This window comes from Caenimonas sedimenti, assembly GCF_007833165.1.
GTDB classification, from domain to species: Bacteria; Pseudomonadota; Gammaproteobacteria; order Burkholderiales; family Burkholderiaceae_C; genus Ramlibacter; species Ramlibacter sedimenti.
In genome coordinates, this window is the sequence record NZ_VOBQ01000016.1 from 27,799 (window position 1) to 48,309 (window position 20,511).

16 protein-coding genes are annotated in these 20,511 nt (G+C 68.2%); 6 read left to right on the forward strand and 10 right to left on the reverse strand.

The annotated features are described in order from the left end of the window. Window positions 1-24 precede the first annotated feature (24 nt). The 4 genes from imuA (at window position 25) to FN976_RS20050 (ending at window position 5,812) form a co-directional block, all read left to right on the forward strand. Window positions 25-708, forward strand: coding sequence for a translesion DNA synthesis-associated protein ImuA (imuA, locus tag FN976_RS20035; protein WP_255440641.1), 684 nt, complete (start codon window positions 25-27; stop codon window positions 706-708). Then, entirely contained in the window at window positions 674-1,954 is a 1,281-nt protein-coding gene (locus FN976_RS20040) for a Y-family DNA polymerase (protein WP_145894842.1), read from the forward strand. The genes imuA and FN976_RS20040 overlap by 35 nt, the downstream gene beginning before the upstream one ends. After that, a complete protein-coding gene (locus tag FN976_RS20045; protein WP_145894843.1) occupies window positions 1,947-5,270 on the forward strand; it encodes an error-prone DNA polymerase in 3,324 nt (1,107 codons plus the stop codon). The genes FN976_RS20040 and FN976_RS20045 overlap by 8 nt, the downstream gene beginning before the upstream one ends. Window positions 5,271-5,437: 167 nt before the next feature. Further along, window positions 5,438-5,812 (forward strand): collagen-like protein, encoded by a 375-nt coding sequence (locus tag FN976_RS20050; RefSeq protein WP_145894844.1) that lies wholly within the window; start codon window positions 5,438-5,440, stop codon window positions 5,810-5,812. 102 nt (window positions 5,813-5,914) lie between these two features. Here FN976_RS20050 and FN976_RS20055 read toward each other — a convergent pair whose 3' ends face one another. Beyond that, entirely contained in the window at window positions 5,915-7,132 is a 1,218-nt protein-coding gene (locus FN976_RS20055; RefSeq protein WP_145894845.1) for an MFS transporter, read from the reverse strand. Between the two features lie 116 nt (window positions 7,133-7,248). Here FN976_RS20055 and FN976_RS20060 point away from each other — a divergent pair, with 116 nt between their 5' ends. Then, window positions 7,249-8,784: a class I SAM-dependent methyltransferase gene (locus FN976_RS20060; RefSeq protein WP_145894846.1), complete on the forward strand. Its 1,536-nt coding sequence runs from the start codon at window positions 7,249-7,251 to the stop codon at window positions 8,782-8,784. Here the strand turns inward: FN976_RS20060 and FN976_RS20065 are convergent. From FN976_RS20065 to FN976_RS20100, 8 genes are read right to left on the reverse strand one after another with little or no spacing between them, the layout of a single operon-like run. Then, window positions 8,738-10,243, reverse strand: coding sequence for an N-acyl-D-amino-acid deacylase family protein (locus FN976_RS20065; protein WP_145894847.1), 1,506 nt, complete (start codon window positions 10,241-10,243; stop codon window positions 8,738-8,740). The two genes, FN976_RS20060 and FN976_RS20065, sit on opposite strands and share 47 nt — an antisense overlap. Before the next feature lie 24 nt (window positions 10,244-10,267). Then, on the reverse strand, window positions 10,268-11,272 hold the full coding sequence (locus FN976_RS20070) for an ABC transporter ATP-binding protein (protein WP_145894848.1): 1,005 nt from the start codon (window positions 11,270-11,272) through the stop codon (window positions 10,268-10,270). Then, on the reverse strand, window positions 11,269-12,276 hold the full coding sequence (locus FN976_RS20075; RefSeq protein ID WP_145894849.1) for an ABC transporter ATP-binding protein: 1,008 nt from the start codon (window positions 12,274-12,276) through the stop codon (window positions 11,269-11,271). The genes FN976_RS20070 and FN976_RS20075 overlap by 4 nt, the downstream gene beginning before the upstream one ends. Beyond that, a complete protein-coding gene (locus FN976_RS20080) occupies window positions 12,273-13,235 on the reverse strand; it encodes an ABC transporter permease (RefSeq protein WP_255440617.1) in 963 nt (320 codons plus the stop codon). Before FN976_RS20080 ends, FN976_RS20075 begins: the two co-directional genes overlap by 4 nt. Next, window positions 13,235-14,170 carry an ABC transporter permease gene (locus FN976_RS20085; protein ID WP_145894850.1) on the reverse strand — a complete coding sequence of 312 codons (936 nt, stop codon included), beginning with the start codon at window positions 14,168-14,170 and terminating at the stop codon, window positions 13,235-13,237. Before FN976_RS20085 ends, FN976_RS20080 begins: the two co-directional genes overlap by 1 nt. 9 nt (window positions 14,171-14,179) lie before the next feature. Beyond that, entirely contained in the window at window positions 14,180-15,766 is a 1,587-nt protein-coding gene (locus FN976_RS20090; protein WP_145894851.1) for an ABC transporter substrate-binding protein, read from the reverse strand. 36 nt (window positions 15,767-15,802) lie between these two features. After that, entirely contained in the window at window positions 15,803-17,248 is a 1,446-nt protein-coding gene (locus tag FN976_RS20095; RefSeq protein ID WP_145894852.1) for a M81 family metallopeptidase, read from the reverse strand. An 8-nt stretch (window positions 17,249-17,256) separates the two neighbouring features. Further along, window positions 17,257-18,399: an NAD(P)/FAD-dependent oxidoreductase gene (locus FN976_RS20100; protein WP_145894853.1), complete on the reverse strand. Its 1,143-nt coding sequence runs from the start codon at window positions 18,397-18,399 to the stop codon at window positions 17,257-17,259. A gap of 111 nt (window positions 18,400-18,510) precedes the next feature. On the opposite strand from FN976_RS20100, the gene FN976_RS20105 reads away from it, so the two are divergent. Then, window positions 18,511-19,197, forward strand: a complete 687-nt coding sequence (locus FN976_RS20105; RefSeq protein WP_145894854.1) for a helix-turn-helix domain-containing protein — start codon at window positions 18,511-18,513, stop codon at window positions 19,195-19,197. A gap of 4 nt (window positions 19,198-19,201) precedes the next feature. Here the strand turns inward: FN976_RS20105 and FN976_RS20110 are convergent, their stop codons facing one another. Next, window positions 19,202-20,473: a type II toxin-antitoxin system HipA family toxin gene (locus FN976_RS20110; protein WP_145894855.1), complete on the reverse strand. Its 1,272-nt coding sequence runs from the start codon at window positions 20,471-20,473 to the stop codon at window positions 19,202-19,204. Between the last annotated feature and the right edge of the window lie 38 nt (window positions 20,474-20,511).

The following is a 20,511-nucleotide window of genomic DNA, read 5'->3' on the forward strand; positions in this document are numbered from 1 at the left end:
GCTTCCTCCATTCAGCTCCCCGATGTGTGGAGCTCGGATGACTTTGCCGTGCAGGAAGCCGTTGTGGCCACCGGGCACCCCAGGCTGGATGCGCAACTCCCGGGGGGCGGCTGGCCCGTGGGGAGCCTGGTGGAGATCCTGCAGTCGCAACCGGCCCAGCATGCGTGGCAACTCCTGCTGCCCGCCTTGTCGCAAGCCTCCCGGCAACAGGTTGGCCCCACCGTCCTGGTCGGCGCGCCATACCAGCCTTTCGGGCCTGCGCTGCAGGGGCAGGGACTGCCGGCCGAGCGCCTGCTGTGGGTCAAGGCCGAGAAAGGTGCCGCCCGTCTCTGGGCCACGGAACAGGCCTTGCGCTGCGCCGACGTGGTCGCGGTGCTGGCCTGGCTGCCGCAGGCGCGCAGTCCTGAATTGCGCCGCCTGCACCTGGCCGCTCACCAGCATGGGAAATTGCTGTTCGTGTTTCGTGGCTTGCAGTCACGGCAGGAGGCGTCGCCAGCACGCCTGCGGCTGCAAGTGGTTGGCACGCTGGACATGCAGGTGGAAGTCTTCAAGCGGCAGGGGCCTCCGCTGCAGGAGCCGATCTCGCTGCCTGCTCATCCTGCCCGTTTGGCCGCTCTGCTGGCAGCCCGGAAGCGCCGGACTGTGCCGGCACCACCCACTCCCATCCGATCGCATGGACTGGATCGCACTCTCACCCTCGCTGGCTGACGAGCGACAGGCCTGGGGCTGGCGCGCGCTGCAGGTGACTCCCCGGGTGGCGTGGGTGGATGAAGCCCTGCTGCTCGAAGTCTCGGCCAGCGAGCGGCTGTTTGGCGGGCGCCAGGCTTTGCTGCGCTTCCTGGTGGAAGAGACCCCCTTGTCCAAAGTGTCCTGGGCGCGAGGCCGAACCGCACTGGTGGCACTGGCCTCGCTGCGGTTGCAGGCTCGAGGAATTGAGCGGCCGAAAAACGTGGATGGTCTCCCGCTGGACGTACTCACTGCGGCCACCGAACACCTGCCGACTCTCGAGCGCATCGGCTGCCGCACCTGGGGGGATTTGCGATCGCTCCCGCGTGGAGGCTTGGCCAGGCGCTTCGGCTCCGCCTTGCTGGACGCCCTCGATGCAGGCTATGCCGAACGGCCGGAGAGGTATGCGTGGATCACGTTGCCCGAATCTTTCGACATGAACCTGGAACTGGTGTCCCTGGCAACCACCGCACCGGAACTGATGTGGTCTGCGCAGCGGCTGCTGACCCAGCTTCAGGTGTGGCTGCAGGCAAGGCACCGGGGCGTGCTGGCATTGGAACTGGAGTGGACGCTCGACCTGCGCCGGTTGAACGGCAAGCGGCTGCCTTCGCATGAGCGCCTGCCGGTCCGCACCGCCGAACCCACCCAGGACATCACGCACCTGAGGCGGCTGGTCAACGAGCACCTGGGACGCGCGCAACTCGCCGCGCCAGCCAATCATCTGCGACTGCGGTCGCTCGAAACCCAACCCTGGCACGGCGACAGCCGCGGCTTCCTGCCGGAAGACAACCGGCAGGGCGAGAAGCTGCACCAGTTCATCGAACGCCTCAGTGCGCGGTTGGGTCCGCAGAACGTCGTGGTGCCGATGGCACATGCGGATTGGCGGCCTGAGCGGATGCAGCAATGGGCCCCAGCGCGGGATTCGGAGGCCCAAACGGCCACCCAGGCCGACGCCCTGTATCCCCCATGGCTGTTGCCGCAACCCCTGGCCTTGGAGGTCCGCAACGACAAGCCGCATTTCGGCGGCCCGCTCGAGCGCTTGACGCGGCTCTACCGGGTGGAAACCGGTTGGTGGGAAAACGGCGAGCCGGCTTTGCGCGACTACTTCGTCGCTCGCAGCCAGGAGGCAGGCTTGCTCTGGATCTACCGCGAGCGGCCCGTTTCACTTGCCGCCGACCTGGAGCACACCCAGAAATTCCGCTGGTTCCTGCAGGGCTTGTATGCCTGAGTACCAGGTCAAGCCCGGCCCCGTGCTGGACGAAGACAAGGAATGGCCACCTGTCTTGTCGGAGGCAGGTGATCTGCCGCGCTACGCGGAGCTGCATTGCATCAGCAACTTCAGCTTCCAGCGCGGCGCTTCGCATCCGCAGGAACTGGTGCGCCGCGCCTACAACCTGGGCTACGAGGCCCTGGCCATCACCGACGAATGTTCGGTCGCCGGGGTCGTGCGTGCATGGTCCGGCTGGAAGCAGTACGAGGAGTTCGTCCGCGCGATGGAAAAGAAGCTGGGGCAGGCTCGGCTCAGGCCATTCCGCCTGCTTTTCGGCAGTGAGTTCGACTTGCCGGGCGGACGGCTGGTCGCCATCGCCCGGCACCTCGATGGCTGGGGTGGGCTGTGCCAGTTCATCACCAATGCGCGCACGACGAAAGCGCCCAAGGGCGAATACCGGGTGGGCTGGGACTCCAGCGATTTCAGTTTGCTCACCGGCTGCGAAATCCTGTACGCGCCGAAGCGAGGCAACGGTTTCGAACTCGACGCCCTGTGTGAACGCCTGGCCTGGTTGCGCGAACGATTCGCCGGACACCTTTGGCTGGCCGTGGAACTGCCGTTCGGGCAGGACGACGACCTGTGGCTGGCTACGTTAGCCGACGCTGGAGCTCGGGTGCAGGTTCCCCTGGTGGCCGCGGGCGACGTCCACATGCACGTGCGTTCGCGCAAGCCGCTGCAGGACGTCATCACCGCAGTGCGGCTGGGCCGCACCGTGGCGGAGTGCGGACAGGAATTGCAAGGCAACGCGGAACGCCATTTGCGGCAGCGCAAACGCATCGCCGAAGCTTTCCCCCATGCGCTGATGGCGAGGACGCTGGAGGTGGCCGAGCGCTGCAATTTCAGCCTGACGGAGGTCCAGTACAACTACCCGCTGGAGACGGTGCCTGCCGGCATGACGCCGACGCAGGGCTTGCGGCACCTGACGATGCTCGGTGCCGCGGAGCGCTACCCCGCAGGCATCCCCGCCAAGGTCAGCGGATTGCTCGAGAAAGAGCTCGCCCTCATTGCGGCGTGCAAGTACGAGATGTTCTTCCTCACGGTGCACGACATCGTGCGCTTCGCCAACGAGCGGAAGATCCTCTGCCAGGGGCGGGGTTCGGCGGCCAATTCCGCGGTCTGCTATTGCCTGGGCATCACGGCGATGGACCCCGCCATCACCGACCCTTTGCTCGAGCGCTTCATCAGCATGGACCGCAAGGAGGAACCGCCGGACATCGACGTCGATTTCGAGCACGAGCGGCGCGAGCAGGTCATCCAGTACATCTATGAAAAGTATGGGCGGGATCGTGCCGCCATCGCCGCGGTGGTCATCTGCTACCGCACGCGCAGCGCCATCCGCGATGCCGGCAAGGCGATCGGAATACCGGCCGTGCTGGTGGATGCGTTCGCCAAGGACCACCACTGGTTCGACGACGACCTGGCCGAAGACCGGCTGGGGGAGCTCGCGCAATTGCTTGGCGTCAGCATCCGTCCTCACGAGGCGCGCCTGTGGCTGGAACTCACGCGCGGCCTCAAGGGCTTTCCTCGCCACCTGAGCCAGCACGTCGGCGGCTTCGTTCTCACGCAGACCACGCTCACGCGGCTGGTGCCGGTGGAAAACGCGAGCATGAAAGACCGCTCGGTCATCCAGTGGGACAAGGACGACCTGGAAGACATGGGGCTGATGAAGGTGGACGTGCTGGCGCTCGGGATGCTGACCGCCATCCAGCGCTGCCTGGACCTGGTGAGCCTGCGGCGGGGAACGCCCTTCACGCGCTACGACATTCCCGATGAGGATGCCAAGACCTACGAGATGATCCGGCGGGCCGACACCGTGGGGGTGTTCCAGATCGAAAGCCGGGCGCAGATGTCCATGCTGCCTCGCCTCAAGCCCACCACCTTCTACGACCTCGTGGTTGAAGTCGCCATCGTGCGGCCGGGTCCGATCACCGGGGGCATGGTGCATCCGTACCTCAAGGCCCGGGAGAAGTTCGCCAGGAAGGAAGCGATCGAGTACGAACGCTCCTCGCTCGATCTGCCAGGAAATCCGCCACGCCTGAAAAAGGCTCTGGAGCGCACCCTCGGCATCCCCATCTTCCAGGAACAGGTCATGGAGATCTCCATGATCGCGGCCGGCTTCACCGCGACGCAAGCCGACTCCCTGCGCCGCGCCATGGCCGCCTGGAAGCGCACCGGCGGAGTCGACAAATTCGAAAGAATGCTGATCCAGGGCATGCTGGACAACGGCTACAACCTCGATTTCGCCCAGCGCATCTTCCAGCAGGTGAAGGGCTTCGGCGACTACGGTTTCCCCGAAAGCCATGCGTACAGCTTTGCCCTGCTGGCCTACAAGAGCAGCTGGCTCAAATGCCACGAGCCCGAGTGCTTTCTGGCTGCGATGCTCAACTCGCAGCCCATGGGCTTCTATTCGCCGTCGCAACTGATCCAGGATGGCGTCCGGCATGGCGTGCAAGTCCTGCCCGCAGATGTCTCCCACAGTGACTGGGACTGCACCCTTGAATTGGGGTCAGATTCCAATTTATCGGCCACGGGCGAGATGTGCCGGCCCGTCGTACGACTCGGCCTGCGGATGGTGGGCAGCCTGAGCGAAGCCGCTGGAAAGCGCATCCCGGAGGCCAGGGCGGCCGATGGCGCTTTCCGCAGTACCGAAGACCTGGCCCTGCGTGCCGGCCTCGACCTGAAGGACCTGAACGCCCTGGCCGCCGCCGATGCCCTGCGCTCCCTGTCCGGCCACCGACGGCAGCAGGTGTGGGACGCCTCGGCGCAGCGCAGGGCGCCAGCCTTGCTGCGTGACGCCCCCGTGAACGAGCAGGCGCTCCTGCTGCCGGCGGCGGGGGAGGGCGAGGAGATCGTCTTCGATTACGCCTCCATGGGACTCACCTTGCGGCGCCATCCCCTGGCGTTGCTGCGGCCACGCCTGGCCCGCATGAAGCTGCTGAGCGCCGACCAGCTGCGCGACCTGCCCCATGGTCGCCGCGTGGCCGCTTGCGGCATCGTCACCGTGCGCCAGCAGCCGCAGACGGCCAAGGGCACGATCTTCGTCACGCTCGAGGATGAGACCGGCCCGGTGAACGTGATCGTCTGGAAGCACGTCCGCGAGGCGCAGCGTGAGGCCTTGTTGCGCGCCCGCCTGCTGGCGGTGCACGGCATCTGGCAGCGGGACGTCGACAGCGGTGGCGAAGTCCGGCACTTGATCGCCCAAAGGATGACCGACCTCACGCCGCTGTTGGGCCGGCTGGGACAGCAAGGCAACAAGAGCCGGGACTTTCACTGACAAGCCGGTGTAAGCCGATGCCGCAATCTGCTCCTCGCAACCCCCTTCTGTTCGCCAGCGCACATTCGTTTCGAGTCCGGCCCCTTAGTCTCCGCCGGTGAACCCCGCTCGTGCAGATGTTCTGTCCAGGCCAGTGGCTTCGCTTTCAACACTCGACAGGAAATCTCATGAAATACGCATTCGCCATCTCGGCCGCCATCCTTGCCCTCGGCCTCGCCGGTTGCCAGCGCGAAGTGGTGGTGACGCCGCCCGCGACGGTCGCCGTTCCCGTGCCGGTCGCCGTTCCGGGCCCGGCCGGCCCTGCCGGCGAGACCGGGGCCACCGGCAATACGGGCAGCACCGGAAACACGGGCAGCACCGGTTCGACGGGGTTCACCGGCGCCACCGGCGCGACCGGCAACACCGGCAATACCGGCAATACGGGCTCGACGGGCGCCACCGGGACCATGGGCGCGACCGGCAACACGGGTGACACCGGCGCCACGGGCCAGCGCGGCAAGACCGGCGACACCATCGTCGTGGTGCCGGCTCCCGCACGTTGATGCCAACTTGATCCAGGTTTGTCGCAGGGCTGGTGCAGTCATGCCGGCCCCACGCGAAAAGGAGCCCCCGCAAGGGGCTCTTTTTTTTGCTTCGGCAATCGCCTACTTCGGCTTTTTCGCCAACATGAACAACAGCGACCCCGACCCCGCCACGAGCGCCAGCGCCGTGAAGCCCCAGCGATAACTCCCCGTCGCGTCCGCGAACGCCCCCGCCACCATCGGCCCGGCCACCTGGCCCACCGAGATGATGAAGGCCGACAATCCCATGATCATGCCGATGGCTTGCAGGCCGAAGTAGTCCGCGCGCAGCGCCTGCATCAGCGGGCCGCGCAGGCCCCAGGCCATGCCGTGCAGGATGGCGAAGGCCCCCAGCATCGCCGGATGCACGGCGAAGGTGAGCATCAACAGCCCCACCGCATGCGCCAGCATGCAGCCGGCGGCGATGTGGGCCTTGTCCCAGCGGTCGCCCACCGCCGCGCCCAGCAGCACGCCGCCCACCTGCGCCACCGTCATGAGCGTGATGACGAAGGAAGCTTGCCCCAGTGTGTAGCCCAGCCCCTCCTTCATGTGCGAGATCGCGTGCACGTTCACCGCCGTCACCACCAGCAGCGCGAAGCCGTGGCCCAGCGCCAGCAGCCAGAAAGCCGGCGTGCGCAGCGCCTCGCGCGCCGTGAAATGGCGTTCCGGCAAGTCGGCCGCGGACGCGCCGGGCACCGCGGGCTGGGGCGGGATGCCGTCCTCCGTTTCGCCCATGTCGGAGGGATGCCGGCGCAGTACACGCGCCAGCGGCCAACCCACCACGATGGACAGCACGCCGGAAGCGAAGGCGGTGGTGCGCCAGCCATAGGCCTGCATGGTCCACGCCACCGCCGGCACCACCACGCCGCCGAGCGCGAGGCCCAGGCCCATGGTCGACAGCGCGCGGGCGCGGCGCTTGCGGAACCAGTGGACCAGCGTGACCGTGAGGGGGAAATAGCCGGAGAGCGAGGTGCCGAGTGCCAGCAGCAGCACGGCGCCATAGAATCCCATGAGGGTGTCGACCTGGCTGAGGACCAGGAAGCCGGCGCCGAAGATGAGGATGCCCGCCTGCACCATCGAGCGCGCGCCGAAGCGGTCCATCGCCCAGCCCAGGGCGGGCCCGAGCACGGCGCCTTCCAGCGATTGCAATGCGGCGCCGCCGGACAGGGCCGTCTTGCTCCAGCCGCGTTCTTCCGAGAGCACCGCGACATAGGCGCCGAAAGCCTGCATCAACAGGCCGGCGTGGAGGAACTGGATCATGGCGCCGGCGCCCACCATGCGCCAGCCGTAGAAGAGTTTCAAGGGGGCTTCCGGAACGACGCGAACGAGTGTACGGGTGAAAGCCAAACGAGCACGTCCGTTCTAAGCGCGAAGAATGGGAATAATGGCCGGCTGCCACTTTTCAGGTGAACTGAACAATGAGTGACTGGACCTCCGGCTACATGGCCGAAGTTGGATACACGTACGGCTGCTACGGCGAGCTCAGCGCGGAGCGCCTGCGCCTGGCCTTCCTCAGTGCGGGCCTCGCGCTGCCTCCGCTGGGGACCGCATGCGAACTGGGCTACGGCCAGGGGCTGGGCGCCAACATCAACGCCGCGGCCACGCTGACCCGCTGGTACGGCACCGATTTCCTGCCGGCCCAGGCCGCCTACGCCCAGGAGCTGACCGCGATTGCCGGGCACGGCGCGCAACTGCAGGACCAGGGCTTCGCCGAGTTCTGCCTGCGTGAGGACCTGCCGGACTTCGACTTCATCGGCCTGCACGGCACCTGGAGCTGGGTGAACGACGAGAACCGGAGCGTCATCGTCGATTTCCTGCGGCGCAAGCTGAAGCCGGGCGGCGTCGCCTACATCAGCTACAACACGCAGCCGGGCTGGGCGAACATGGTTCCGATGCGCCACCTGATCGCCGAGCACGCCCGCGTGATGGGCTCGCCGGGACAAGGCATCTCGGCGCGCATCGCAGGCGCGCTGGAGTTCGGCGAGAAGCTGCTGGAGCTGAATCCGGCTTATGCCCAGGCCAACCCCGAGGTGAAAGCGCGCTTCGCGAAACTCAGGTCGCACGACCGCGCCTACCTGGCGCACGAATACTTCAACCGCAACTGGAACGCGATGCCGTTCGCGGACCTGGCGGAGTGGCTGGCTCCCGCGAAGCTGGAGTTCGCATGTTCCGCGTACATCCGCGACCATATCGACGAGGTCAATTTCACGCCGGCGCAACTGGCGTTCCTGCGTGCCATCCCGCATGCCAACCTCAAGCAGACGGCCCGGGACTACTTCGTCGACCAGCAGTTCCGGCGCGACTACTGGGTCAAGGGCGCGCGCCGCATCGGCCTGGTGGAGCAGATGGAGCAATGGCGTGGCATGCGTCCCGTGCTGGTGGTGCCGCGCGCCGAAGTCGCGCTCAAGATGAAGGCGCCCGTGGGGGACGTGGAACTGCAGCCCGCGCTCTATGCGCCCGTGCTGGACGCGTTGGCCGACCACCAGGTTCACAGCGTTGCCGAACTGGAGCAGGCGCTCGCGCCCAAGGGCCTGGGCTTGCCGCAGCTCCTGCAGGCCGTGCGCATGCTCTATGCCAAGGGCGATCTCGTGTTCGCGCAGGACGAAGCGCTGCAAACCCAGGTGGCGGAGCGTTGCCACCGCCTGAACGCGCACCTGATGAAGCGCTCCTGCAACACCGAGGAGGGGCTCTTCCTCGCCAGCCCGGTGACGGGCACGGGCGTGCCCATGCCACGCTTCCACCAGCTGTTCATGCTGGCGCGCAACGCGGGGCGGCAGGAGCCCGCCGGACTCGCCGCATACGCGTTGGACATCCTGCAGGCCAACCGCGAGAAGATCGTCAAGGAAGGCCGGCCGATCGCCTCCGCGGACGAAAGCCTGGCCGAACTGGTGCGTCAGGCGGAAGAGTTCATGCGCGCGCGCCTCCCCGTGCTGGAGGCTCTGCAGGTGCGGTAGCGCCGGGTGCTTCCGGTTCCCGGGTCAGGACCTGCCCGGTGCGCGCGCCGGTATGCCGGCCGCCGGTCCAGGCGACGCTGCCGTTGACGATGACGGCGTGGATTCCCTCCGCCAGGCGCGTCGGTTCGTCATAGGTCGCCGCATCGCGGATGGTGCCGGCGTCGAACAGCACCAGGTCGGCGTGCTGCCCCGCCGCGATGGTGCCGCGGCCGGCCAGGCCGAAGTTGCGCGCCGTCAGCCCCGTCATCTTCCACACCGCCGTCTCCAGCGGAAACAGCGCCACCTCGCGGCTGTAGTGGCCCAGCACGCGCGGGAAGGTGCCCCACAGGCGCGGATGCGGCTTTTCGCCGACGGGAATGCCGTCCGAGCCCACCATGGTTTCGTCAAAGGCCAGGATGCGCTGCACGTCCGCCTCGTCCATCAGGAAATAGATGGCGGTGCCGGGCTGCAGGCGGCGCGCGGCTTCGGGTTCGTCGACTCCCCACTCCTTGGCGATGTCGCCCAGGTCGCGGCCCGCGCATTCGGGGTGCGGCTCGCTCGACGCGATCAGCACGCGGCCATCCAGCATGCCGCGGTCCGTGCGGATCATGGTGGAGCCGGCGGTGTAGGGATAGCAATCGAGGCAGACCGTCTGCTTGCCCATCGTCTCGCGGATGAAGGGCAGCGTCTCCTGCGAACGGCCGAAGTTCGCCTTGTTCTGCACCTTGTGGTGGGAGACCACCACCGGAATCCCGAGCTCGCGGCCGATGCGGAAGGTCTCTTCCAGCGCGTCCATCACCTGCGCGGCTTCGTCGCGCATGTGCGTGACATACAGCGCGTTGCGCGCCGTCAGCGGCCGGCCGACTTCGATGATCTCCTCGGTGGTGGCCTTGACGGCCGGCGGGTAGAAGGTGCCCGTGGACAGGCCGATGGCGCCGGCTTCCAGGGACTCCTCCAGCAGGGCCTGCATGGCGGCGATCTCGCTCGCGTCGGCTTCGCGTTCCAACGAACCCATGGTCACGGCGCGCAGGGTGGAGTGACCCACCAGCGCCGCCACGTTGCAGGTGGAAGGGGTGCGCCGCAGCGCGTCCAGGTAGGCCGCGAAGGTGGTGAAGCGCGCTTCGGCCGGGGAATCCAGCAGGTTGAGCGGCATCGGCAGGTCCATGTCGCGCTTCAGCGGTGCGGCGCTGATGCCGCAGTTGCCGGCGATGACGGTGGTGACGCCTTGCGAGACCTTGAAGCTCATGTCGGGTTGCGAGAGCAGGGCCTGGTCGTCGTGGGTGTGCGAGTCGATGAAGCCGGGCGCGACGATCAGCCCTTTCGCATCGAGGATGCGCTCCGCGGTCGCCCCGGTCAGGTCCCCGACCGCGGCGATGCAGCCGTCCTGGACTGCCACGTCAGCGTCGAAACGCGGTGCCTTGGTGCCGTCGATGACGGTGCCGCCGCGGATCAGCAGGTCGTAGTGCTCGGTCTGTGTCATGGCGTTCTCGTGAAGGAGGCGGGTTCAGCGGAAATGGCAGGCGACCCACTGCGTGCCGCCAGAGGTGTCGCGTGGCGTCAGCTCGGGCCGTTGCTGCTTGCAGATTTCCTGCGCCAGCGGGCAGCGCGTGTGGAAGCGGCAGCCGGTCGGCGGATTCGCGGGGCTGGGCGGGTCCCCCTGCAACAGGATCCGCTTGGCCGGCGTGCGGGGGTTCGGCACCGGCACGGCCGACAGCAGGATCTCGGTGTAGGGATGGCGCGGCGCCGCGAACAGTGTCGCCCGGTCGGCGACCTCGACCACGTGGCCCAGGTACATGACGGCCACACGGTGGCTGATGTGCCGCACCACGGCCAGGTCGTGCGCGACGAACAGGTAGGCCATGCCGAACTCGGCCTGCAGGTCCATCAGCAGGTTCACCACCTGCGCCTGCACCGACACGTCGAGCGCGGACACCGGTTCGTCGCAGACGATCAGCTTCGGATTGAGTGCGAGGGCGCGCGCGATGCCCAGGCGCTGGCGCTGGCCGCCCGAGAACTCGTGCGGGTACTTCGCCGCGGACTCGGGGCGCAGCCCGACCCGCGCAAACAGCCACTGCACGCGCTCGCGCCGTTCGGCCGGTGACATGGGACCGGTGGGGCCGCCGAAGTTGCGCAGCGGCTCCGCCACGATGTCGCCTGCTCGCAGGCGCGGGTTCAACGACGCGTAGGGGTCCTGGAAGATGATCTGCAGGTCCCGCCGGCGCAGCCGCATCTGCTCCTTCGTGAGGCCCAGCAGTTCCTCGCCATCCAGCTGGACGGAGCCGGAGGTCGGCTCGATCAGGCGCATCACGGACTTGGCGGTCGTGGTTTTGCCGCAGCCGGACTCGCCGACGAGGGCCAGGGTTTCACCTTTCGCCACCGTGAACGAAACGCCATCCACCGCTTGAATGGGTGGGCGCGGCTTGCGCAGCCACTGGCGCGGTGAGACGTAGTGCTTGCGCAGGTTGTCGACGACGAGCAGCGGTGCGGTTGTGACGGGCACGGCGCTCATGCGGTCACCTCCGCGGCTTCCGGAACGCGGCCTTCCTCGACGGCGAAGCAGGCGGCCATGTGGCCAGCGCCCTGCGCGACGAGCGGCGGCGCTTCCTGGCGACAGCGCTCCATCGCGTAAGCGCAACGCGGCGCGAACGCGCAGCCGCGGCCGAGGTCGTGCAGCGCGGGGACGATGCCCGGGATCTCGGTGAGCCGCGCCGCTTTCGCGTTCATGGACGGCATCGACGCCATCAGCGCGCGGGTGTAAGGGTGGCGCGGACGGTCGAACAGGTCGAACACCGTGGCTTCCTCCACCTTGCGCCCGGCGTACATCACGACGACCCGGTCGCAGCTTTCGGCCACCACGCCCAGGTCGTGCGTGATCATGATCACGCCCATCCCCAGCTCCTTCTGCAGGCGCTTGATCAGGTCGAGGATCTGCGCCTGGATCGTGACGTCCAACGCCGTGGTCGGCTCGTCGGCGATCAGCAGCTCGGGATTGCAGGCCAGGGCGAGGGCGATCATCACGCGCTGCCGCATGCCGCCGGACAGCTGGTGCGGGTACTCGCTGGCGCGCCGCTCCGCCTCGGGGATCTGCACGATCTTCAGCATCTCCACCGCGCGCTGCATCGCGGCGGCGCGGCCCAGGCCCTGGTGCTGCTGCACGCTCTCGGCGATCTGCCGCCCGACGCTCAGCACCGGATTCAGCGAGGTCATGGGTTCCTGGAAGATCATCGAGATGCGGTTGCCGCGGATCTGCCGCATCTGCTTCTCGGTGAGCTGCAACAGGTCCTGGCCGCGATAGCGCACCGCGCCCATGTGGCGGCCCGGCGGCCGGGGCACGAGCCGCAGGATGGACAGCGCGGTGACGCTCTTGCCGCAGCCGGATTCGCCGACCACGCCGAGCGTCTCGCCCGCGTTCACCGTGAACGAGACGCCGTCGACCGAGCGCACGGTGCCGGCCAGCGTGTCGAAGTACGTGCGCAGGTTGTCGAGTTCGAGGAGAGGCGCCTGGACTGTCATAGCTGCCTCGCCAGCCGCGGATCGAGCGCGTCACGCAGGCCGTCGCCCACCATGTTGATCGAGAGCACCGTGACGGCCAGCAGGATGCCGGGGTACAGGATGATGTGGAAGGCCACGGCGACCGTGTTGCGGCCCTCCGCCATCATGTTGCCCCAACTGGGCGTCTGCGCCGGCACGCCCACGCCCAGGAAGGACAGCGCCGCTTCGATCAGCACCGCCGAGGCGGCGACGAAGGTTGCCTGCACCATCAGCGGCGCCATCATGTTGGGCAGCACGTGGCGCCAGAGGATCGCGGGCAGCCGCGTGCCGACGGCGTGCGCCGCCTCGACGAACAGTTGTTCCCGCAGCGTCAGCGCGAGCGAACGCACCAGCCGCACGACGCGCGGAATCTCCGGCACCGTGATGGCCACGATGACGGTCGTGAGGCTGGCCCGCGTGACGGCCATCAGGGCGATGGCAAGCAGGATGCCGGGGATCGCCATCAAGCCGTCCATCACCCGCATGATCGGCCCGTCGGCCCAGCGCACGAAGCCCGCGATGAGGCCCAGCAGCACGCCGAACACGGTGGCCAACGCGGCCACGGTCAACCCCACGACCAGCGAGATGCGGCCGCCCAGCAGCGCCCGGCTGTAGACGTCGCGGCCCAGCGCGTCGGTGCCGAACCAGTGTTCGGCCGATGCCGGGAGCAAGCGCACGCTGGGGTCGATCTCCTGCGGGTCGTGGCTGGCCAGCCAGGGCGCGCAGAGCGCGATGATGGTGACGACAGTGAGCAGGATCGCACCGAGGATGAGGGTGGGGTTCTTGCGGAGCCAGCGGAACCGTTTGCGGGGAGGAGCCTGGTCTTCGGTATTGCTCCCTCCCCCTCTGGGGGAGGGTTGGGATGGGGGCGCTGCGCCCCCATCCCAACCTTCCCCCGGAGGGGGAAGGAGTTTTTTATCCAGCGCGCGGCTCGTCATCATCAATAACTGATCCGCGGATCAAAGAACCGGTAACTCAAATCGATCAGCAGGTTGATCAGCACATACACCCCCGCCGACAGCAGCAGCACGCTCTGGATCACCGGGTAGTCATGCCGCTGCACCGAGTCGATCACCAGCCGGCCCACACCCGGGATCGCGAACACGGTTTCCGTCACCACGACGCCACCAATGAGCAACGCGATGCCGACACCGACCGTCGTCGCGATCGGCACCGCCGCATTCCGCAATGCATGCCCCAGCACGGCCAGCACGCCCAGCCCCTTGGCCCGGGCCGTGCGGATGTAGTCCTCCTGCAGCACTTCCAGCACGGTCGCGCGGGTCATGCGCGTCAGCAGCGCCATGTACAGCAGCGCGAGGTTGATGCAAGGCAGCGCGAGGCTGCGCAGCCAGGGCCCGACGCCATCGGCGAAGCGGGAATAACCCTGCACCGGAAACCACCCCAGCTGGATCGCGAAGCCATAGATCAGCAGGTAACCCACCAGGAACACCGGCACCGAGAACGCCAGCACCGCGAACAGCATCACCGCGCGGTCCAGCAGGCTGCCGGCGGTGTGCGCCGCCAGCGTACCCAGGGGCACCGACAGCAGCACGGCCAACGTCATGGTGAAGAAGGCGATCGAGAGCGTGGGCTCCAGCCGCTGTGCCAGCAGTTCGGTGACCGGCACATTCGTGAAGATCGAAGTGCCCAGGTCACCCGTGAGGATGCGCCCCAGCCACAGGAAGAACTGCTGCCACAACGGCTGGTCGAGCCCCAGCGCGACGCGCAGCTTGGCGATGTCGTCCGCCGTGGCGAGATCGCCCGCGATCAGCGCCGCCGGGTCACCGGGCGACAGGTGGATCAGCAGGAACACGACCACGGCCACCACCGCCATCACCGGCAGCGTGGCGGCCAGGCGCCGCAGCAGGTAGCCCACGGCCCGGCCTTACTTCGACAGGTGCCAGACCAGCGGCAGGCCGCCCCACATCTTCTCGGCGCCCTTGATCTCCTTGCGGATCGCCATGGCCGGCGAATACTGGCCCACGTTGATGTAGGGCAGCGCTTCGTAGGCGCGGGTGTGGAATTCGTCCAGCAGCTGCTTGCGCTTGGCCGGGTTGCTTTCCTTCAGCCAGGCGTTGCGCAGCTCGTCGAGCGGCTTGTCGCAGGGCCAGCCGGGCAGGCTGGTGCCGCAGGAAGCACTGAGGTAGGCGTTGGTGATGGGCGAGTCGGCGTCGAAGCTGCCGGCCACCGTCACGTACATGTTCCAGCCGCCGGCTTCCGGTGCGTCGCGCTTGGCGCGCCGCGCGCCGATCGACGCCCAGTCGGACGTCTGCATGTCCACGTTCATGCCGATGCTGCGCATCGTCTGCGCCGCCATCAGCGCTTCGGCGTTCAGGTAGGTGATGTCGCTGGGCACCAGCAGCACGACCTTCTCGTTCTTGTAGCCCGAGGCGGCCAGCAGCTCCTTGGCCTTGGCGACGTCCGGCGTGCGCCACGGCTCGGCACCGGCCACGGTGTCGTTGGCGCTGCCGCAGATGAAGAACGTGGCGCAATGCGTCACGCGCAAGTCCTTGGGGTAGCCCATGGCCGCCATGAAGCGATCCTGGTTGACCGCCTTCAGCACGGCCTGCCGCACCTTCGGGTTGTTGAACGGCGGGTGCAGCTGATTCATCACCATCCAGCCCTGCCAGGAGCCGGACGGCGCGAGCTTGATGTTGGTGTCGGCGCGCAGCGGGTTGATGTAGTCGGGCGGTACCTGCTCGATCAGGTCGACCTCGCCCTTCTTCAACGCGGCAACGGCACTGTTGGCGTCGGGAATGTACAGCCATTCGACGCGGTCGAACTGCACCTTCTTGGCGCCGGCCAGCCCGCTGGGCGCGTCGGCGCGCGGCACGTAGTGGGGGTTCTTGACGAACACCGCCTTGTTGCCCGGCACCCATTCGTCGCGCTTGAACATGTAGGGGCCGGAGCCCATCACCTCGGTCAGCGGCGTCGTGGTCGGCAGCTTGGCCAGCCGCTCGGGCAGCACGATCGGCGGGAAGCCGGAGGGCTTGGCCATGCCCTCCAGCACCATGCCGAAGGGCTCTTTCAGGGTGAGCGTGAAGGTGGTCGGGTTCTCCGCTTTCCATTCGGCGGCGGAGATGGCCGTCATCGCGCGGCCGATGCTGTCCTTCGACGTCCATCGCTGCATCGAAGCGACGACGTCGGCCGCGGTGACTGGCGAGCCATCGGAGAACTTCAGCCCGGGCCGCAGCGTGAAAGTCCACAGCTTGCCGTCCTTGGAGGTCGTGTACTTGTCCACCATCTGCGGCTTGGGCGCGCCCTTCTCGTCCAGGCCGAACGGCATGTCGTACACCATGTAGCCGAAGTTGCGCGTGATGTAGGCCGTGGTGAAGCTCGGGTCGAGGATCTTCACGTCGGCGTGCGCGACCACCTTGAGGGTCTTGGCCTGGGCCAGCGAGACGGCGGGTGCGAGCGCGAGGCCCGCGGCCAGCAGGAGGGCGGCGAGGGGAGCGAGGGTGCGGCGTTGCATGGCGGTTCTCCGGGTGGGGACGAGGTGGTCAGGCGTTCAGGCGTCCAGCGGCCATTTGGGGCGGCGGACCTTGCGGTAGGGCAGGGTGGTGAGATCCAGCGTCACGGCGCCGGGCGCGGCGGCGTAGATGACGTGGCGGCCGACCTTGGAATACGAGGCGTGGAAGTGCTGCGACGACTTCACCACGATGATCTTCTTCGCCGCGAGGTCGCAACCGATGCCCGTGAACAGGTCCGTTCCCATGGCCTGGTTGCGGATGCTGCACAGCAGGATTTCGATGCCGTTGCATTCGACCAGCGCGCTCTCGCCCATGGCCGTCGGCGTGTTCGACAGGCCCGTCTGCATGTGGTCGTGCCGCACGTGCTTGACGGTGCACTCCAGGTCGAGCGGCGCGCCGGAAAGCGGGCTGACCTTGCCGCCGACGCGCAGCGCCAGGCGCGCGCCTTCGCCCGCTTCGACGGCGATGCGCGCCGTCACCGGGTCCCAGAACGGGCCGATCGCCGCGTTGGTGATCCCGCGCTCCACCATCCGCTGGAGGAAGAAGGTCGCGTCGCTCGCCGCACCGCCGCCCGGGTTGTCAGCGCCGTCGGAAATGATGACCGGGCTGCCGTCGAAGGCAAGCGCCTCGTCCAGCGCCCGGTCGATGTCCGGATTGGGCGGCGCCAGCTGGTCGCGCAGCGCGATCAGTTCGTCACCCAGCTGGCGAGCCAGCGACTGCGCCTTGGCCGCATCGCCGTCGGTGTAGACCAGCATGCGGGTGCCCATGTCCGGGACGTCGCCCCAGGGGAAACCGTGCGCGACGGAGATGGACAGCACGCCGTCCTTGCCCTCCATCGCCTGGATGCGGTCGACGAAGCCGCGCGCTGGCTGGCGCGAGGTGTGCATGGTGATGCACATCTGCAGGTCCACCAGCGCGGCGGTGGGCCGGATGCGCTTCTCGACCCGCGCGGCGCAGAGATCGACGAGCTCGAGCGCCCGTTCGAGCACATCGGTATGCGGGTACTCCTTGTAGCAGACCAACACGTCGGCCGTCTCCACCATGGCGCTCGTCAGGTGGCAGTGCGGATCCAGCTCGGCGCCCAGCACCACGTCAGGCCCGACGATCTCGCGCACCCGCATCAGCAGGTCGCCCTCGCAGTCGTCGTAGCCGTCCGCCACCATCGCGCCGTGCAGGGCCAGCACCACCATGTCGACCGGCAACGCCTGGCGCAAATCGTTCAGCAGTTCGGCGCGCAGCGCTTCGTAAGCAGCGCGGGTCGTGGTGCCGCTCGGCTGGGCGGCGGCGATCATGCCTTCCTTCAGCACCCAGCCGCGGTCCTTGCCGCGCAGCCGGGCTGCCCACAGCGGACCGGCGAAGAAGTTGAAGTGGTCGGGATGCTTGCCTGCGGGGAAGTATCCGCGGTCCTTGAACGACGCCATGCCGGTGGGCATGGGCGCGAAGGTGTTGGTTTCGGTGGCGATGCCGCCGCTGAAGACGCGCATGTTGGGGGTCAGGCCTTGGTGGGTGGGTGGAGGCGGTCGGGCGCGAGCATCGCGGCGGTGAGCCCGAAGCCGGCGATGCGTTCCGGCAGCGGCAGTCCTCGGACCAGGGCGGCGCATGACTCACCCATCGCCGGCGAAGTCTGGATGCCGTAGCCGCCCTGGGCCGCCACCCAGAAGAAGCCGGGCGCCTGCACGTCCCAGCCGCCGACCAGGTCGCCATCGGGGACGAAGGAGCGCAGGCCGGCCCAGGTGCGCGTGGGGCGGCGGATCTCCAGCGTCGTCATGGACTGGATGCGGTCGATGGCAATCGCAATGTCGAGTTCTTCGGGCTGGATGTCCTGCGGATCCACCGGGTCCACGTTGGCCGGCGAGCCGAGCAGCATGCCGGCGTCGGGCTTGAAGTACCAGTCTTCCGTCACGCTGGCCGTCATGGGCCAGGCGGCGCTGGGCACACCAGCCGGCGGCGCGAAGATGAAAGCGGAGCGCCGCTTGGGTTGCAGGCCGATGGGCCTGGCGCCGGCGATGGCGCCGACCACGTCGGCCCACGCACCCGCCGCGTTGATCACGACCGGCGCCTCATACGTGTCCTGGCCGGCCGTCACGCGCCACGCACCGCCCACGCGCTGGAGCTTGCGCAGTTCCGCATCGTTGATCACCTGGCCACCCGCGCGCTTCACGCCGCGCAGGTAGCCCTGGTGGATGGCATGCACGTCCATGTCGGCCGCGTCGGGTTCGTAGACGGCACCCAGAACCTTCTCGCGGCGCAGCACCGGCGTCAGTTCGCAGGCCGCGGCGACGTCCAGCAATCGACCGCGCGGCGAAATCGGCCGCAGGATGTCCCAGTGCTCTTGCAGTTCGTGCTCCTGCCCCTGCGTGGCGACCATCATGGCGCCGCGCGGCGACACCAGGGGATGCTCGGTGAAGCCCTCCGGCGGCGCCCACAGGAAGGCGCGGCTCGCCATGGTGAGCGCGCGGACCTGCGGCGTGCCGTAGCTTTCCATGAAGAGCGCGGCGGAGCGGCCGGTGGAGTGATAGCCCGGCTGCGATTCGCGCTCCAGCAGCAGCACGCGGCCATGCGGCGCCAGCCAGTAGCCGACCGACGCGCCGGCAATGCCGGCGCCCACCACGATGTAGTCGGCCTTGTGAACCATGGCGGCCATGCTAGAACACAATTTGCGTATCCGCAAATTATTTGTGCGGAACGCCACTGTTGTAGACGAAAGTGGTGGCGCTCGATTTTGCGTTCACGCAAAATGCACGCCATGACCGTTGCCCGCCAGCGCGCCGCCAGGAAGAAGCCGTCCGCGCCCGCGCCTGCCCCCGCGCAGCCGCACACGCTGGACCGCGAAACCTTCGGCCGGCGGCTGCGCACCGCGCGCAAGAAATACGGCTGGACGCTGGCCGACGTGGCCGAGAAGTCGGGCGTCTCCATCACCACCATCTCGCGGGCCGAGCGCGGCCAGCTGGCCTTGAGCTATGAGAAGTTCTCGGCCCTGGCGCGCGCGCTGCGCATCGACATGGGCACGCTGTTCTCCGAAGCGGGCCAGGCCGATGCGGCGTTGCGTGGGCCCATCGTCACCCGGTCAGGCGAGGGCGTGACCTACCGGGGCCTCTCCTTCACCTACGAGTTCCTCGCCACGCAGGCGGCCGGCAAGCAGATGAGCCCGATCCTCGGGACCGTGCATGCCCGTGCCATCCAGGGGCCGGAGGATTTCGCCCGGCATGAAGGCGAGGAATTCGTCTATGTGCTGAGTGGGGCGATCGACGTGCACTTCGAAACCGGGGACGTGGTGCACCTCGCGCGCGGCGATTCGCTCTACTTCGACAGCCGCATGGGCCACGCGTACATCAGCACCAGCCGGCAGCTCGCGCGCACCATCGGCGCGACCACCAGCGAAAGCAACCAGATGAAGTTCGCGCGTGAGCGGGAGGACGGATCGCGGCCGTAGGCGACTAGCGCCACGCGAGGGACAGCTCGCTTTGCCGCCCTGGCGCCGCCGCTTGCACGGCGTCGCGCCGCAGCCAGATCGGCGAGCGCACAGGCAATTGCTCGCTGGAGAACCCGGCACGCTCCGCGAGTCGCGGCCACGTCTCCAGCAGCACCCGGGTGGCTTCGTCGATGAAGGCCAGCGCCTCGTCGCGGCTGTAGCCGAACACGTCGCAGTCCGCGACCAGGGCCTCCGCCGTGGAAATGGTCTGGCCCGCGCGATTGACCGCCATGGCCTGCCGGCCATGGAATGCGTTGCAGGGCAGGATGTCGAAGCCCGGTGCCAGCCGCCAGCCGGCGGAATGGCGCAGCAGCCCGTGGTTGCGCGGATGGTCGTCGCCGTTGGCGCAGATGGCGTTGAAAGCCATGCGCCGGAACAGCTCGCGCTGCTCCTCGACGGCGTCGAAACCGGTCACCCCGCACCAGCGGCGTAGCTGCAGCGCCAGGGCGACGTAGGAGCGTGAGGCGCCGGAACGCGGGTCACCCGGGCCGCGGCGCAAGACGCTGCGCGCGCTGGCATAGAGACGGCGGCGCATGGCCCCTTCGGCGCTGATGCCGCGATCGAAGCGGCGCACCAGCAGCACCTCGCGGTCGCCCGCGCGCAGGAGCAAGGTGGGCGCCACCCGCAGTCCGGCGGCCCTGGCTGCCTCCATGGCCAGGTGCTCGCGCACGGGCGTGTGCGCGGGGTCGCTGGCCTTCTGCAGCTTGGCCACCCAGAGCCGGCCTTCGTGCAGCACGGTCAGCTTGGGACGCTCCCCGCCGAGGCTGGTGCCGGCGACCAGGGCCGGGTCGCCGGCTGCGCGCGAGCTGGGCGCCTCCCGTGGCAGCGCTGCCAGCGCGGCCAACAACTGCGCGCTGCTGGGTGGCGTGAAACCCACTTTGCTTTCGATGTCTTCGCAAATGGCCAGGGCGCCGACGGCGTCGCCGGCCGACGCTTCCAGCAGCGCGAGCGGATCGTCGCGGTGGACCTGCGTGGCGGCTTCGAGCAGGCCCAGGCCGAAGCCTTCCGGCCGCGCATCGCGGAACACGCCGAAGATGCCCATCTGGCGCAACGGGCTGGCGCCACGCTGCGCGCGCGTGAAGGGCAGGTGGGCGGGGTCCAGGGGCAGGGCGCCGGCGGTTTCGAGATAGGCCTCGTCATATCCAAAGCTGGCGATCTTGTTCTCCAGCGTCAGGACGCCCGCACGCACGGGCTGCGACTGGCCCGGCAACCACACCCAGACCGGCTTGCTGCTCATCCCGCTAGGCTAAAGCCAACAGACTGCGCGGACAAGAG

What these genes read in the sequence shown, in the direction of transcription:
- FN976_RS20040 (WP_145894842.1), top strand. Translation starts at nt 674, where the DNA reads ATGGACTGGATCGCACTCTCACCCTCGCTGGCTGACGAGCGACAGGCC.
- FN976_RS20045 (WP_145894843.1), top strand. Translation starts at nt 1,947, where the DNA reads ATGCCTGAGTACCAGGTCAAGCCCGGCCCCGTGCTGGACGAAGACAAG.
- FN976_RS20050 (WP_145894844.1), top strand. Translation starts at nt 5,438, where the DNA reads ATGAAATACGCATTCGCCATCTCGGCCGCCATCCTTGCCCTCGGCCTC.
- FN976_RS20060 (WP_145894846.1), top strand. Translation starts at nt 7,249, where the DNA reads ATGAGTGACTGGACCTCCGGCTACATGGCCGAAGTTGGATACACGTAC.
- FN976_RS20065 (WP_145894847.1), bottom strand. Translation starts at nt 10,243, where the DNA reads ATGACACAGACCGAGCACTACGACCTGCTGATCCGCGGCGGCACCGTC.
- FN976_RS20070 (WP_145894848.1), bottom strand. Translation starts at nt 11,272, where the DNA reads ATGAGCGCCGTGCCCGTCACAACCGCACCGCTGCTCGTCGTCGACAAC.
- FN976_RS20075 (WP_145894849.1), bottom strand. Translation starts at nt 12,276, where the DNA reads ATGACAGTCCAGGCGCCTCTCCTCGAACTCGACAACCTGCGCACGTAC.
- FN976_RS20080 (WP_255440617.1), bottom strand. Translation starts at nt 13,235, where the DNA reads ATGATGACGAGCCGCGCGCTGGATAAAAAACTCCTTCCCCCTCCGGGG.
- FN976_RS20090 (WP_145894851.1), bottom strand. Translation starts at nt 15,766, where the DNA reads ATGCAACGCCGCACCCTCGCTCCCCTCGCCGCCCTCCTGCTGGCCGCG.
- FN976_RS20095 (WP_145894852.1), bottom strand. Translation starts at nt 17,248, where the DNA reads ATGCGCGTCTTCAGCGGCGGCATCGCCACCGAAACCAACACCTTCGCG.
- FN976_RS20100 (WP_145894853.1), bottom strand. Translation starts at nt 18,399, where the DNA reads ATGGTTCACAAGGCCGACTACATCGTGGTGGGCGCCGGCATTGCCGGC.
- FN976_RS20105 (WP_145894854.1), top strand. Translation starts at nt 18,511, where the DNA reads ATGACCGTTGCCCGCCAGCGCGCCGCCAGGAAGAAGCCGTCCGCGCCC.
- FN976_RS20110 (WP_145894855.1), bottom strand. Translation starts at nt 20,473, where the DNA reads ATGAGCAGCAAGCCGGTCTGGGTGTGGTTGCCGGGCCAGTCGCAGCCC.